Source organism: Brucella pituitosa, from assembly GCF_003049685.1.
Lineage (GTDB): Bacteria > Pseudomonadota > Alphaproteobacteria > Rhizobiales > Rhizobiaceae > Brucella > Brucella pituitosa.
In genome coordinates, this window is record NZ_PYSY02000002.1 from 681,536 (window position 1) to 696,136 (window position 14,601).

Sequence of the window (14,601 nt, forward strand, 5' to 3'; positions counted from 1 at the left end):
GCTAGCCGATCATTGCGTGATGGCCGACAAATTCCGATCAAACCGTTTCTAGCGGGGGCAGATCATCAATCTTGCCATTTAGTGCCAACTTCTGGCTGGCAACGGTTTTCTTGCACTGAAAATAAATAATGTAATGCACCTATATGCAGGAAAAACTACATCTATCGCAACTGCTCCTGTTCACGAAATTGGCGCGGTGTAACTCCTGAAATCCGGCGAAATGCTCGCGTAAAATGAGCGGGATCAGAATAGCCGGATGCAAATGCGATATCGATTATCTTGGAATTTGACTCGCACAACAAATGGCTTGAGCGCTCAAATCTCACAACATCCAGAATATCTGAATATACAAAGCCAATATTCGCGAGTTTACGTTGAAAGGTACGCGTACTGACGCCAGCCATCTCCGCAATCTCAGCAAGCGTGGGAACCCCTCCATCAAGATAGGATGGCAACATCAGTTTGAGAAGTTCCACAACATCGTAGCCAGAAGGCCCATCCTCCTGATCCGGAACCGGATTAAATGATCCAGTCAAACAGTTGGAGAGACTGAGACACGAAATCGGTATGCTGATCCAGGCGGCGTGCTGCCCAGATAGGAAGCGCACATTTGGCCAGAAGGATTGGGTCGCTTCACTCGGCGTATACTGCGCTTCAAAAGCCATTGTCGGCGGCGTCCAGTTGGGACCAGTGAATTGCCGCACGATATAGATCGAGAAAATATTCTGAAGCCATTGCGCATGCTCAAGATGCTGAAGCTCTTTTGTTATTGCGAGTTTGCTGCAAACCCGCACGTGATCGCTATCGTGTTCGATCCACATGCTCAGGATCGTATCTTCCCTTGAAGCCTCGCTGCAGGCATGTCGCAACGCAACGAGTAATGTCGGAGAATGAGCGATCAATGCTCTCGTTTTTTCTCTCAGATGAGAAAAATGGAGCCGCTGGCTGGCCAGAAAACCGAAATCTGTGATGCCCTGAGAGCTTTGGGCAGTTTCAATAAACCGAATTGCTGGCAATACCGGAACATAGAGATTGCTCTTTGCCTCAAGAGAGGATGGCAGTCGAGCTTTCTTCAAAAGCGAACTCGTGGGCGCACCCAACTCATCAAGTATACCCATAAAAGGAAGAAGAAATTGGCTACGCGTTAAAGGAATATTGGCCATAGCATCTTTTCTCCCTCGCTCAGCTGATGTTTTCTTGCAAGAAATTGGGCGAAATACAACGACTATATTGTCGAGCTGGAGAATTGAACTCGAAGAAAGCATCCTGCTTGCCGATATGCGCTGCGACGATTTCAGTATTGAGGCCTAAATTAGCCAATCACCTTCCCCGAGTGATAGCGCACGAGGAAATTGCACACGTCTGGTGCCACGCCATCCGGTAACTTCGTTACCGAGTTTTCTGTATTTGAACTAGGACGAACGCTCCAGCGGCCACACTTCAACGACACCACGAGCAACAGCGCAGGGAGTTCGTGACACCATCTCGATGGCTTCATCCAGATTAGCAGCTTCAATTATTGCAAATCCGGCCACTGGTAGCGAAGAACTCATGAATGGACCGCTCATCGTTTCAACCCGGGCAGAGTCAAGATTGCGTACCTGCACCGGGTTCCCAGCGATCCCCATTAAAGCCCCATCTTTCTGCAATTTTGCATCATGGGCATGAGCTGCGTCTCGAATGGGTTTCGGAGTTTGATCGTAGCCCTTCCGATCTCCATATCCAATTGTTACGAATTTAGGCATAGCTATACTCCTCATAAGATGCGCGTAAAAACGAACACTTGTTGCGCCGATCTGATTCAATCAGATCGGCGTTATAGGATAGCTATGCTTGCCTGTTTCTATTTCAACAGTTTCATCAGTTCACTAATGATTATGACGCGGTGGTGTTTTGGCCAGTTGGCGGAATTTATCAGCATCGCGGATCGTAGCTCCATCGGCCAGCTGCGTTACCGTCTGTCGATAGATCATCTGCCAAGGCGTTGCATCTGCCGGTGTCTGCGGAATACCTTCTGCCTTGCGACGTGCGATTTCCGCCTCGTCCACCAGCATATCACACCGCCCCTTGTTGAAGTCTATGCGAATGGTATCACCGTTGCGCACCCAGGCCAGACCGCCGCCCGCTGCACTTTCCGGTGAAGCATTGAGAATGGACGGGCTATCGGCAGTGCCCGATTGGCGGCCGTCGCCGATGGTTGGCAAACTTGTGATTCCACGCTTGATCAGATGATCCGGCGGCTGCATGTTTACGACTTCGGCAGACCCCGGCCAACCGAGCGGACCAGCGCCCCGAATGACCAATATGCAGCGTTCGTCAATGTTGAGCGCAGGATCGTTGATGCGCTTATGATAATCTTCCGAGCCATCGAAAACGATAGCCCGTCCATCGAAAATCCCTTCCTGTCCCGGCTCTGACAGATAGCGATCACGAAACTCCGGTGAGACCACACTCATTTTCATAATGGCAAAATCAAACAGATTGCCCTTCATAACGAGGAAGCCAGCGCGCTCCTTGAGTGGTTTGTCATAAGGGAAAATGACGTCACGATCTGATGATTCCCGACCTTCGAGATTCTCCGCCATTGTCTTTCCGGTGACACTCGCGCAAGAGCCGTCGATTTTGCCTGCGGATAGCAGTTCCCACATAATCGCTGGCACACCACCTGCGCGATGAAATTTCTCGCCAAGATATTTGCCAGCCGGCTGAATATTGGCAAGCAGTGGAATATCAAAGCCTTCGTCCTGCCAATCGTCAGGCTTCAGCTCCACACCCGCATGTTTTGCCATTGCCATAAGATGTGGCTGGGCATTGGTCGAGCCACCAATGGCGGAGTTGACCTTGATGGCGTTCACGAACGCCGCTCGTGTCAGAATGTTTGAAGGGCGGATGTCTTCGAGTACCAGCTCCACTGCACGGCGACCGGTGCGATACGCCATCTGACCACGCTCACGATATGCAGCCGGAATGGCAGCGCAACCTGTGAGCGACATGCCTAAAGCTTCGGCCATTGCGTTCATTGTGGAAGCCGTGCCCATTGTATTGCAATGGCCGACCGAAGGCGCGGAACTGAGTGCCGCTTCGAGGAATTCTTCCTTGGTGATTTCACCAGCCGCATATTTGCGACGCGACTGCCATATTACCGTGCCGGAACCGACGAGCTTGCCTTCATGCCAGCCATCAAGCATCGGACCACCGGAAAACACGATAGCCGGAATATCCACGGTGGAAGCCGCCATCAATGCGGAAGGCGTAGTTTTGTCACAGCCAGTTGTGAGGACAACACCATCAAGCGGATATCCATACAAGATCTCGACAAGCGCCATATAGGCCAGATTGCGGTCGAGCGCTGCGGTTGGTCGCTTGCAGTTTTCAAACAGAGGGTGGCTCGGAAACTCGATAACAATTCCGCCTGCATCGCGAATGCCATCGCGGATGCGCTTGGCGAGATCGAGATGGTGACGATTACAGGGGTTAAGATCGCTACCAGACTGCGCAATGCCAATAATTGGCTTACCCGAACGCAGCTCTTCTGGCGTCGTGCCATAGTTCATGAAGCGCTCCAGATAGAGCGCTGTCAGGTCAAGATGGTCGGGATTGTCGAACCAGTCCTGCGAACGCAGGCGGCGCGGTGTGTTTTGATCATCACTCATTTATCGTCTTCCCGCTGGCGATTATTGATCTTTTCAATATGCAGCAAAATGCCCGAATGATCTGTTTCCGCATGTCCGGCTTCTACAAAAGTGCGGAATTCGTCGCGAATTTCTTCAGTCAACGGCAGCGTGAGCGAAAGGCTCTCAGCCATCGCAGCCACGGCATTCAGATCTTTCAATTGCAGACCAGAAGGACCGCCCGGTTGGAAACTACGATCCACCATGCGTTTCCCATGCAATTCAAGAATGCGACTTTCCGCAAAGCCACCCCGAATGGCATCACGGAACTTGCCACGATCCGCACCACCAGCTTCCACCAGCATCATTGCTTCAGCAACCGCGCCAATCGTGATTGCTACAATCTGCTGGTTAGCCAGTTTGCAAATTTGCCCTGCACCCGAAGGACCGACATGCGTGACGCGGCCCAGCGCTGCAAAAACATCCGCCAGTTCTTCGATCAGGGCTGCATCGCCGCCAGCCATTAATGCCAGCGTTCCGGCTTCCGCACCAACAGTGCCACCTGACACAGGACAATCGATGTGACGAATGCCGATTGAACTAAGCTTTTCAGCATGTTCTCTGGCAATTGGCGGCGCGATCGAAGAGGTGTCGATAACGACCGCGCCAGCTTTCAGTGCCTCTGCGACACCGCCATCAAACAACACTGAACCTACCGCCTTACCATCGGACAACATGGTGAAGACGATATCGGCGTTCGTGACGGCTTCAACAGCACTCGATGCCACTTCCGCGCCGTCTTTGACCAATGCTTCAGCTTTGGATGAGTCACGATTCCACACGCTAACGCTGAAGCCAGCATTCAGAAGGCGGCGCACCATTGGTGCACCCATAAGGCCGGTGCCGAGAAATGCGATTTTACGTGTCACAGCGAACCTCCAAGCTCATCCTCAATATGGGCACGGATGATTTCGTCAAACGAGGTTTCGGCGGTAAAGCCCAACTCGCGCGCGCGTTTGGCTTCAAAACCGGGAGCCCAGCCCGCGCACATGCGCATGATCATCTCATCCGGTTCACGACGGATGAGAGCAACGGCCTTATCACCCGCTATACGGTGGAGCGCTGCAATCTGCTCTCCCACAGTAGCAGACAGGCCGGGCATGGACAGATTGCGACGCGAACCCACACGCTGGAGATCCATAGTCGCTCCATGGATCAGGAAGCCAACTGCAGAACGTGGCGACGTGTGCCAATGGCGAACATCATCTGAAACCGGCAGGACAGCTTCCTGACCGACCAGCGGTTCGCGCAGGATATTTGAGAAAAAGCCTGATGCAGCCGCATTGGGTTTGCCGGGTCGAATGCAGATCGTAGGCAGTCGAATACCGATGCCATCGAAGAAGCCGCGGCGGGTATAATCGGACAGCAAAAGCTCGCAAATAGCTTTCTGCGTGCCATAGCTGGTCAGCGGTGTCAGGTGGAACTCGTCGGGAATTGGGAAAGGCAGTGGTGCGCCGACAACTGCAATCGATGAGGTGAAGACGATGCGTGGGAAATACCCATCTTCATTGTGGGCAATACGGACAGCATCGAACAGGTAGCGCGTACCATCAAGGTTGATGCGGTATCCTTTGTCGAAATCGAGCTCAGCTTCGCCCGAAACGATGGCGGCCAGATGAAAGATAACGTCAGGGCGTCGGGCGATCAGCTTTTCAGCCGTACCCGGCGCAGAAAGGTCACCAGTTTCAAGCGTTACCTGCCCGGTAAAACCCGCAGGTGCCTGCGGTGTCACCACATCCACCAGCGTAAGCGCTTCAATCGGCTTACCATCGAGCGAACCGTCTTTCGTGAGACGTTCAGAGAGTTTGCGGCCAACCATACCTGCCGCGCCGATGATCAAAATGTGCATTTGTTTCTCCTCCACCATGTACCGTATTCGATTTCACCCTCGTAAAAACAACGATTGTGAAAAAGTATTTGTAAGGTTGTCTGATAACCTTATATCATGCGATTGAAAACCAAAATAATGCAGTTGCCACCCACTTCGCATGGGAAGCAGGCAGCAGGAGGAAACATGTCCCAGGAACACGAGATGATGAGCGTCGACACCCAGACGCGTGAGCATGTACAGGCACTGGTCGACAGCCTTGGCATGGACCTTGTTCTCTCGGGCGAAGAGATCGCGCACTATTGCAGCGACTGGCACGACGATGTGAAGAGCAATGCAGTTGCAGTGCTTCGTCCCCGTTCCACGGCAGATGTGTCCGCTTGCGTGAAGGCTGTACGCGCGCGCGGCCTGTCGATTGTTCCGCAAGGCGGCAACACTGGGCTTGTGCTGGGAGCAACGCCCGATTCGCCCGAATCTCAGGTCGTGATCAGCCTCGAACGCATGACTGCAATTCACAGTATTGATGCGGATGATTTTTCCGCTGTGGTGGATGCAGGCTGCATCCTTTCCGAATTCAAAGACAAGGTGGAAGCAGCGGGAATGTTCTTTCCGCTGGCGCTCGGCGCACAGGGTTCTTGCCGCATTGGTGGCAACGTTTCGACCAATGCGGGTGGCATCAATGTTTTGCGATATGGCATGACACGTGAACTCGTGCTCGGCCTTGAAGTAGTTCTGCCTGACGGGTCCATTTTCAATGGTCTTTCCACCTTGCGTAAAGACAACCGCGGCATCGACCTCAAACAGCTTTTCATTGGCGCTGAGGGAACTTTGGGGATTGTTACAGCAGTCGCCGTAAAGCTTATGCCGCAACCGGAGCAGGTTGCGACTGCATTGCTTAGCCTTAATGCACTCGAAGACGCCATCGCGCTTTATCGCCGTGCGCGGCGCGACTGTTGCGACTTGATGTCGGCATTCGAATTCATGCCGCCACTCGCTTTCACGTTAGCGCGAGAAGCAATGCCGGATTTGGCCATGCCGATGGATGGCAATTATTCAGCCTATGTTCTGATGGAAATCTCCGGTTCCGGATTGATCGACATCGAAGATCTCATGGGGCGCTTCCTTGAAAAGGTTATGGAAGAGGGACTGGTGGCTGATGGCGTCATCGCGACATCGCGAGACCAATCCCGCAAGTTGTGGCTGTTCCGTGAAGGCATGAACGAAGGCCAGGCCAAGCGGGGCCCTCATTTGCGCACCGACGTCTCCGTGCCCCTATCGCGCCTTGCGGATTTTGTGCGTGATGCAGAGGCTGCGGTCTATGCTGGCCTGCCAGATTGCGTCTGCGTATCTTATGGCCATGTAGGCGATGGGAATGTTCATCTCAATGTATTGCCGCCGAATACGCTCGACCGTGCGGAGGTCGATGCTCGTATCTACAAAGCAAAAAACATTATCAACGATGTACTTGATGGTTATCGCGGTTCCATGAGCGCAGAGCATGGAATTGGTCGGCTCAAACGACCGGATTTTGAGAAGCGCATGCCAGACGTACAACGCCAATTGCTATCCGCAATCAAGCTTGCGATAGACCCTACCCTTGCGATGAACCCCGGTTGCCAAATGAGCTTGCTACCTTGTCCAGAGACGAGCAATTAAAAGGACGTAACATGTCGACGGATTTTGGCCATATAAAGCGTAGTGAGCACCTCCCTGCGCGGATCGCCACCCAGATCGGCAGCGACATCCATGAAGGACGGTTGCAGCCTGGCGACAAGCTGCCAACGGAACACGTTCTGTCAAAATCCTTTGGTGTGAGTCGCTCAGTTGTTCGGGAAGCGATTGCGCAGTTACGCAATGAAGGCCTCGTCGATACGCGTCAGGGCGTCGGTGCCTTCGTAACGGAGCGACAGGCACGATCGATCCGAATAAATGAGGATGAGTTGTTCAGCCGCGATAGCTTTCGCGACCTGTTCCAATTGCGCTTCCCTCTGGAGATTGAAGCGGCAGGATTGGCTGCAGCCCATCATACAGCCGATGACTTAGCGCGGCTTGATGAAGCCCTCGAGCAAATGACCGGGGCAGCAAAATGGACGGACCAAGGTATCGTTGCAGACCTCGCCTTTCACAAGGCAGTGGCCGATGCGACCGGCAACGAATATTTTTCCACATTCGTTGGGTTCATCATTGAGCGCATCAGCCATGCAATCAATGTCGCCCGCTCAAAAGCCATTCTGGAGGAGATCGTCAATATAACGATTGAGGAGCATGTCAGCTTGCGCGACGCCATCGCCAGCCGCAACCCGCTGGTAGCGCGCGATGCCATGCGCAAGCATCTTATGGGGGCAGCAGCCAGAATCGGACTGGCACTCGAGTCCTATTAAATTTGGTCGCTGTTCTGTGGTTCAGAGAAGGCAGATATCTGTATTTTTCTGAACAACCAATTTCGGTTCTGGACAGCGATAAATTCTCGAACTAAAACGATACAAATGGTTGTCAGACATCCTGACAATAAGGCAAGTTGGCTTTGGAGGGGCGCTGCCTGAACAGTGGGAGACGCCGAAATTGGCGAGAGGGAGCAGATAAACCAACGGGTTAACCCGTGGGAACCGTCGACCTTCAGCAACCACTGCGCCGAACTGGAGCGATATAATTGCGGCTCTCCATTTTGATGGAGGCTGCCGGGAGGAGGATAGCTTGACTTCAAAGCATTCGTTGAGTGCACATCAAATTTTGCCTGATGACGCCAAGAACGCCATTCTGGTAGGACGCGTCTGGTCTAAAGTTGCAGACGGCCCCTGCCCTGTTCTGGTGCGGGATGAACGTGTACTCGACTTGACAGCTATTGCCGCAACCGTGTCGAGCCTGTTTGAGATCGATGGTATTGCAGCGAAGCTTGCTAGCACCACAAATCTGCCTGATCTCGGCTCTTTGGACGATTTTCTGAGTGGCACGACAGGCCATCTTCTGGCTCCGATTGATCTGCAAGCCGTCAAGGCTGCTGGAGTGACTTTCGCCGACAGCATGCTGGAACGCGTTATTGAAGAGCAGGCGAAGGGTGATCCTTCACGCGCTCGTTCCATCCGTGAAAAGCTTGCTCCCGTCCTTGGCGACAGCCTGCGCGGCGTTACAGCTGGCTCAGAAAAAGCGGCCAGCATTAAAACCCTTCTTCAGGACATGAACCTCTGGTCACAATATCTCGAAGTCGGCATTGGACCGGACGCCGAGATCTTCACCAAAGCACAGCCGATGTCCTCGGTTGGATGTGGCGACAAAGTTGGCATTCACCCGATTTCCGAATGGAATAATCCGGAGCCGGAAGTGGTTCTGGCAGTGCGTTCCGACGGCGAAATTCTTGGTGCTGCACTCGGTAACGATGTCAATTTGCGTGATGTGGAAGGCCGATCAGCACTGTTGCTCGGAAAAGCCAAGGACAACAATGCTTCCTGTTCTGTTGGCCCGTTCATCCGCCTGTTCTACGATACCTTCACGCTCGACGTTCTTTCCAAGGTTCGCGTTTCACTGCTGGTAAAGGGAGACGACGGCTTTGAAATGACCGGCGAAAGCCCGATGGAAGCGATCAGCCGCTCACCTGCCAATCTCGTATCGCAGCTTCGCAATCGTAATCATCAGTATCCCGATGGTGCTGTCCTGTTTCTGGGAACCATGTTCGCCCCCGTCAAAGACCGGCGTGGCGTCGGCCAGGGGTTCACGCATGAAATCGGCGACCGCGTGGAGATTGCAACGCCTCTTCTGGGCCGTCTTGTCAATTGGGTTGATCGCACCGATGCGTGCCCGGAATGGACTTTCGGCACAACGGCACTCTTCCGGAATCTTGCCGCTCGCGGCCTTCTCGAAAAGGTATGATCCTATGATTCAGAAGCTGATCGACCTGTTCTTCCGCTTTCTGGCACTGCTCATGATTTTGGCCCTGGCAAGCATGGCACTGATGGTATTCGTCAATGTCGTCCTTCGCTATGGCATGAATTCAGGCATTGCCATTTCCGATGAAATGTCACGATACTTTTTTGTCTGGCTGACCTTTATTGGCGCTGTCGTTGCGCACCGTGAAAACCTGCATATGGGTGTTGAAACGGTCGTTTCCCGCTTCGGGCGCAAGGGCCGAATTGTCCTCATGGGCGTTTCCAATCTGGTTATTCTGGGCGTTTCCGCAATTCTCTTTCTGGGAACCTGGCAACAGCTGCCGATCAACTCATCCATGGTTGCACCCGTGAGTGGCCTTTCCATGGGCTGGGTCTACGGCATCGGACTGTTCACTGGTGCCGGTATTTTCCTGATCTCGCTTGAAAGACTGTTTCGCATTTTGACAGGTCGCGTCACCGATGAAGAGATTTCGGCATTCGCCGGAGAACACATGAGCATTGAACAACTTTCGGAGCGTGCCTGATGACTCTTCTCGTATTCATTGGATCGCTCGTCGGCGCTATGGCCATCGGCGTTCCAGTCGCTTTCGCTCTTATGCTCTGTGGTGTCGCGCTTATGTGGCACATGGACATGTTCAATGCGCAAATCATTGCGCAGAACATGATTGCAGGCGCAGATACATTCACGCTGCTGGCAATCCCGTTCTTCATTCTTGCTGGTGAATTGATGAACTCGGGCGGTCTGTCCCGCCGTATTATCGACTTCGCGATTGCCTGTGTTGGTCATATTCGTGGTGGACTTGGCATCGTCGCAATTTTTGCCGCGATCATCATGGCGTCGATTTCCGGCTCCGCAGCCGCAGACACCGCAGCCCTGGCCGCCATCCTCATTCCGATGATGGCCAAAGCGGGCTATAATGTTCCGCGCTCTGCCGGTCTTATCGCTGCAGGTGGCATTATTGCGCCGGTCATTCCACCTTCGATGGCCTTCATTGTCTTTGGCGTGGCCGCCAATGTCTCCATCACCAAGCTGTTCATGGCCGGTGTATTTCCCGGTATGCTGATGGGGGCATCCCTCATCATCACCTGGCTGTTTGTTGTTCGTAAGGACAAAGTTGAAACTCTTCCACGCGTTTCAGGCAAAGAGCGCCTGAAAGCCAGCGGTCGCGCTGCCTGGGCGCTCGGAATGCCCGTCATCATTCTGGGCGGCATCAAGGCTGGCATAGTCACGCCAACGGAAGCTGCTGTGGTTGCCGCCATGTATGCGCTTTTCGTGGGCATGTTCATCTATCGCGAACTGAAGATCACCGATCTCGGTCACGTGTTCCTTCGCGCCGCGAAAACGACTTCCGTCGTCATGTTCCTCGTCTGCGCGGCCCTCGTCTCTGCATGGCTCATTACAGCGGCAAATATTCCAGCTGAGATCAGCAACTACATTGAGCCACTGATCGATCGCCCGACTTTGTTGCTCTTCGTCATCATGCTTCTGGTTCTGGTCGTTGGTACAGCACTTGATCTGACACCGACGATCCTGATCTTGACGCCGGTCCTTATGCCGATCATCCAAAAGGCAGGCATTGACCCTGTCTACTTCGGCGTCCTCTTCATAATGAACACATCTATCGGCCTTCTCACACCACCCGTCGGTGTCGTCCTGAATGTGGTTTCAGGTGTAGGACGCGTTCCACTTGGTCGGGTCATAACAGGTGTTTTCCCGTTCCTGCTTGCCGAGATTTTGGTGCTGTTCCTTCTGGTTCTGTTCCCCGATCTTGTTCTTGTTCCCGCCAGCTGGCTCTATTGAGCCACTGGTATTCTTTCATTTTCTCTAAACTCTGGGAGGATACTCATGAGAAAATTCCTAATCGCAACAACCGCACTCGTTTCTGCCGCGGCCACTTTTGCCGTCGGACCAGCACAGGCTGAGTTCAAGAGCCGCAATATCCGCGTCTCCAATGGTATCAATGCCGATCACCCGGTTGGTGATGGCATCAAGGCGATGCAAGCATGTCTTGATGAAAAATCAAATGGCAATCTGAAGCTCACGGCGTTCTGGGGCGGTGCGTTGGGCGGTGACCTTCAGGCAACGCAGGCTCTGCGCTCCGGCGTCCAGGAAGCTGTTGTGACGTCTTCTTCGCCTCTGGTTGGTATTGTTCCGGCACTTGGCGTCTTTGATCTTCCATTCCTGTTTGCCAATTCCGAAGAAGCTTATACCGTCATGGATGGTGAGTTTGGCGATCTGCTGAATGAAAAGCTTGAGGCAGCCGGTCTGGTTAATCTGGCTTATTGGGAAAACGGTTTCCGCAACCTGTCAAACTCCAAGCATCCCATCAACAAATGGGAAGATCTTGAAGGGATGAAGGTTCGCGTGATGCAGAACAATATCTTCCTCGATACGTTCAAGAATTTTGGTGCCAATGCGACCCCGATGGCATTTGGTGAAATTTTCTCCGCGCTGGAAACCAAGGCTATCGACGCCCAGGAAAATCCATATGTGACGATCGACACTTCAAAATTCTACGAAGTGCAAGCCTATGTTTCGGAAACCAAACACGCCTACACACCATTCCTTTTCTTGTTCTCTAAGCCAATCTTCGACACCTATTCTCCTGAAGAGCAGGCTGCTCTGAGGGAATGTGCTGACGTCGGCCGTGATGTCGAGCGCAAGGTGATCGCTGAACTGAACAAGAAGTCGCTAGAAAAAATCGAAGCGGCTGGTGTGAAGTTCAACACGATTACGCCGGAAGAACAGGCGCGTATTCTCGAAAAGTCCCAGGTGATTTACGAGAAGCATAAAGCTGATATCGGTACTGATATCGTGGAACGCGCTCAGAGTATCCTTGCCGACCTGCGCAAGTAAGCCTTAGTTCAAATGCACAAAAAGCCCGCGGTGATATCTCACCGCGGGCTTTTTTTACAAAAGGATTCACGGACGGGACAATTGCCCATCCATTTACGCTCCCCGCTTCACTCGCTGCTCACGGAAGAAAATAAACAGACCCGATCCAACGATCAGCGCCGCACCGATCAACATGCTCGCTTTCGGAATATCTCCGAAGAACATCCAGCCAAAAAGCACAGCCCATAGCAAAAGCGTATATTGTAGCGGCGCTACAGTCGCCGCATCTGAGATTTTCAGCGCACGGTTGACGAGCATATGAGCCCCCATCGCCACAACACCCAAAAGCAGCATCAGCCCGATCTCGGCCGGTGCCCCCAATGGTCGCCAATCTAGTGGCGCGAAAATGACGCCAGCGATGAGCGCGCCCATCAATTGAAAGAAAACAAGTGTCTTGTCCGGTGTAGCGCGCAGACTCCGGCCCGAAATCATCATGAATGCAAAGGCAATGGTGCCAAGGATTGAGATGATAGCTGGCGCGGTAAACATGGCGCTGGACGGATTGAGCGCGATAATGACGCCCACAAAGCCGATACCGATAGCTGTCCAGCGACGCCAGCCGACTTTTTCACCAAGCAGAAAAGGCGATGCCGCCGCTACATAGATCGGTGCAGCCAGCCAATAGGTCATGACATCAGCCAGCGGCAGATACATGACAGCAAAGTAGAACGCGAAAACCTCAAAGGTCGAAAAGAAAACACGCGCTGCCTGCAGAAGCGGTTTCTCTGCCTTTATAATAGGTTGCAGGCCGGCCCGCCAAAGAAAAGGAGCCAGAATGACAAGTGCTGCAACGCTGCGGATCAGAATAACCTGACCAACACTGTAACTGGCGACAAGCCATTTACCCATTGCGTCATTTAATGAAAACATCAGCATACCGATAAGCATAAGTGCCGGTCCGGCGATTGCCGGAACTGCACTGCCGCCGTGCTGCTGTTGCGTGGTGGCAGACATAGAGCCTCCGTTCAGAGCTGTTCGTTATTGCCCGACATCAAATTGAGTTTGCATCCGAAATACGCCGGCTCACCGTGAATGCCTTATCGAGCTCCGGGTTTAGCTCCATGCCAAGGCCAGGGCCGGGAGGAACCGTAATCATACCGTTCTTCACCTCCGGGAGAGCTGTGACCAGATCCCTATACCATGTCCGGTAAAAGGCGCGGACACTCTCCTGCACCAGCGCGTTCGGCGCGTTCAGTGAAAGATGGGTTGAAGCACACAAAACGACCGGGCCAGTGCAATCATGCGGAGCAACAGGCAGATGCCATGCTTCCGCCATCGACGCAATTTTCCGGGCCTCAGACAGCCCCCCACACCAGGAGATATCCAGCATGACAATCCCCGCAACGCCGGTTTCGAGATAATCGCGAAAGCCCCAGCGGGAGGCCAGTGTTTCAGAGGCGGAAATGGGCGCAGGAGAGACTTCTGCGTAGCGCTTGAGGCTGGAAAGACTATCCATTTTGATGGGATCCTCATGCCAGAAAGTCCCATAGGGCGTTAGCGCTTTCGCGATCTGCATGGCTGGCAAAAGCTGCCACATGGAGTGAAACTCCACCATAATGTCAATGCGATCGCCAACAGCTTTACGGATCTTCTCAAAAGGCTCGAGTGCGGCTTTCATATCTGTTGAAGAAATATACTGCCCCCGCGTTTTTTCCGCAGCTGCATCGAACGGCCAGATTTTCATAGCAGTGATGCCATCTTCAAGCAGGGAGTGGGCTAATTCATCAGCCCTATGCAGAAAGCCGTTGAGATCGTCGTAATCGCGACCGCTGGAAAGACCGTAATTGCCGGTGGTCTGGCCGGTCGCTTTTTTGATGTACTCGGTGCCTGCACAGGTATTGTAGGTTCGGATTTCCCGCCGCGAAAAGCCACCGAGGAGCTGTGCTATCGGTTGATTGGTTGCCTTGCCAAAAATATCCCACAACGCGATATCGAAAGCCGAGTTTCCGCGCACTTCCGCGCCGGACGAACGAAAGCCGACATAGCCAACGAGATCCGATGCCAGCAGGTCGATTTCCAAAGGATCGCGACCTATGACCCTCGGTGCAACATATTCGTGAATATAGGTTTCGACCGTTTCTGCGCCGAAAAATGTTTCACCAAGCCCGGTAATACCTTCGTCCGTATGAACAAGAACCCAGAGCAGGTTAGCGCGTTCAGCCACGCGCACGGTCTCCAGCGCAGTGATCTTCATAAATTCCTCCTACCCCCCCCCAAGATTACTCCTCATAAGTCCTTGGGATTGCTGGCAACCTGACTGATGAAAGTATCAAATTCGTTAGCATTTGGCGTACTGGGCTTTAAAAGCTCAGTCGAATTTTTCAC

At 53.1% G+C, this 14,601-nt stretch carries 13 protein-coding genes; 6 read left to right on the forward strand and 7 right to left on the reverse strand.

All coding sequences use genetic code 11. The features are described from left to right. Positions 1–161: 161 nt before the first annotated feature. The 5 genes from C9380_RS15455 to denD all read right to left on the reverse strand — a co-directional run bounded on the left by C9380_RS15455 (position 162) and on the right by denD (position 5,520). Complete coding sequence (locus tag C9380_RS15455; protein WP_128093949.1) at positions 162–1,163, reverse strand: AraC family transcriptional regulator; 1,002 nt, start codon at positions 1,161–1,163, stop codon at positions 162–164. A 249-nt stretch (positions 1,164–1,412) separates the two neighbouring features. Beyond that, positions 1,413–1,745 carry a YciI family protein gene (locus tag C9380_RS15460; RefSeq protein WP_128093950.1) on the reverse strand — a complete coding sequence of 111 codons (333 nt, stop codon included), beginning with the start codon at positions 1,743–1,745 and terminating at the stop codon, positions 1,413–1,415. A gap of 123 nt (positions 1,746–1,868) precedes the next feature. Continuing rightward, positions 1,869–3,653, reverse strand: coding sequence for an IlvD/Edd family dehydratase (locus tag C9380_RS15465; RefSeq protein ID WP_105534651.1), 1,785 nt, complete (start codon positions 3,651–3,653; stop codon positions 1,869–1,871). Beyond that, positions 3,650–4,540 carry an NAD(P)-dependent oxidoreductase gene (locus tag C9380_RS15470; protein WP_282183928.1) on the reverse strand — a complete coding sequence of 297 codons (891 nt, stop codon included), beginning with the start codon at positions 4,538–4,540 and terminating at the stop codon, positions 3,650–3,652. The genes C9380_RS15465 and C9380_RS15470 overlap by 4 nt, the downstream gene beginning before the upstream one ends. Continuing rightward, positions 4,537–5,520 carry a D-erythronate dehydrogenase gene (gene denD / locus C9380_RS15475; protein WP_100557117.1) on the reverse strand — a complete coding sequence of 328 codons (984 nt, stop codon included), beginning with the start codon at positions 5,518–5,520 and terminating at the stop codon, positions 4,537–4,539. Before denD ends, C9380_RS15470 begins: the two co-directional genes overlap by 4 nt. A gap of 183 nt (positions 5,521–5,703) precedes the next feature. On the opposite strand from denD, the gene C9380_RS15480 reads away from it, so the two are divergent. From C9380_RS15480 to C9380_RS15505, 6 genes are all read left to right on the forward strand, one after another. Continuing rightward, positions 5,704–7,155 carry an FAD-binding oxidoreductase gene (locus C9380_RS15480; RefSeq protein ID WP_128094444.1) on the forward strand — a complete coding sequence of 484 codons (1,452 nt, stop codon included), beginning with the start codon at positions 5,704–5,706 and terminating at the stop codon, positions 7,153–7,155. Between the two features lie 11 nt (positions 7,156–7,166). After that, on the forward strand, positions 7,167–7,880 hold the full coding sequence (locus tag C9380_RS15485; protein ID WP_128093951.1) for a FadR/GntR family transcriptional regulator: 714 nt from the start codon (positions 7,167–7,169) through the stop codon (positions 7,878–7,880). 313 nt (positions 7,881–8,193) lie between these two features. Then, complete coding sequence (locus C9380_RS15490; protein WP_100557119.1) at positions 8,194–9,363, forward strand: fumarylacetoacetate hydrolase family protein; 1,170 nt, start codon at positions 8,194–8,196, stop codon at positions 9,361–9,363. Positions 9,364–9,370: 7 nt separating this feature from the next. After that, a complete protein-coding gene (locus C9380_RS15495) occupies positions 9,371–9,904 on the forward strand; it encodes a TRAP transporter small permease (RefSeq protein WP_024900331.1) in 534 nt (177 codons plus the stop codon). After that, positions 9,904–11,181 carry a TRAP transporter large permease gene (locus C9380_RS15500; RefSeq protein ID WP_128093952.1) on the forward strand — a complete coding sequence of 426 codons (1,278 nt, stop codon included), beginning with the start codon at positions 9,904–9,906 and terminating at the stop codon, positions 11,179–11,181. The genes C9380_RS15495 and C9380_RS15500 overlap by 1 nt, the downstream gene beginning before the upstream one ends. Before the next feature lie 45 nt (positions 11,182–11,226). Then, on the forward strand, positions 11,227–12,237 hold the full coding sequence (locus C9380_RS15505; protein ID WP_100557121.1) for a TRAP transporter substrate-binding protein: 1,011 nt from the start codon (positions 11,227–11,229) through the stop codon (positions 12,235–12,237). A gap of 93 nt (positions 12,238–12,330) precedes the next feature. Here C9380_RS15505 and C9380_RS15510 read toward each other — a convergent pair whose 3' ends face one another. Both C9380_RS15510 and C9380_RS15515 read right to left on the reverse strand, forming a co-directional pair. Then, positions 12,331–13,230 carry a DMT family transporter gene (locus C9380_RS15510; protein WP_198513175.1) on the reverse strand — a complete coding sequence of 300 codons (900 nt, stop codon included), beginning with the start codon at positions 13,228–13,230 and terminating at the stop codon, positions 12,331–12,333. 37 nt (positions 13,231–13,267) lie between these two features. Further along, positions 13,268–14,470, reverse strand: coding sequence for a mandelate racemase/muconate lactonizing enzyme family protein (locus C9380_RS15515; protein ID WP_128093953.1), 1,203 nt, complete (start codon positions 14,468–14,470; stop codon positions 13,268–13,270). Between the last annotated feature and the right edge of the window lie 131 nt (positions 14,471–14,601).

Coding starts and splice junctions, on each gene's coding strand:
- C9380_RS15455 (WP_128093949.1), bottom strand. CDS start 1,163: ATGGCCAATATTCCTTTAACGCGTAGCCAATTTCTTCTTCCTTTTATG.
- C9380_RS15460 (WP_128093950.1), bottom strand. CDS start 1,745: ATGCCTAAATTCGTAACAATTGGATATGGAGATCGGAAGGGCTACGAT.
- C9380_RS15465 (WP_105534651.1), bottom strand. CDS start 3,653: ATGAGTGATGATCAAAACACACCGCGCCGCCTGCGTTCGCAGGACTGG.
- denD (WP_100557117.1), bottom strand. CDS start 5,520: ATGCACATTTTGATCATCGGCGCGGCAGGTATGGTTGGCCGCAAACTC.
- C9380_RS15480 (WP_128094444.1), top strand. CDS start 5,704: ATGATGAGCGTCGACACCCAGACGCGTGAGCATGTACAGGCACTGGTC.
- C9380_RS15485 (WP_128093951.1), top strand. CDS start 7,167: ATGTCGACGGATTTTGGCCATATAAAGCGTAGTGAGCACCTCCCTGCG.
- C9380_RS15500 (WP_128093952.1), top strand. CDS start 9,904: ATGACTCTTCTCGTATTCATTGGATCGCTCGTCGGCGCTATGGCCATC.
- C9380_RS15505 (WP_100557121.1), top strand. CDS start 11,227: ATGAGAAAATTCCTAATCGCAACAACCGCACTCGTTTCTGCCGCGGCC.
- C9380_RS15510 (WP_198513175.1), bottom strand. CDS start 13,230: ATGTCTGCCACCACGCAACAGCAGCACGGCGGCAGTGCAGTTCCGGCA.
- C9380_RS15515 (WP_128093953.1), bottom strand. CDS start 14,470: ATGAAGATCACTGCGCTGGAGACCGTGCGCGTGGCTGAACGCGCTAAC.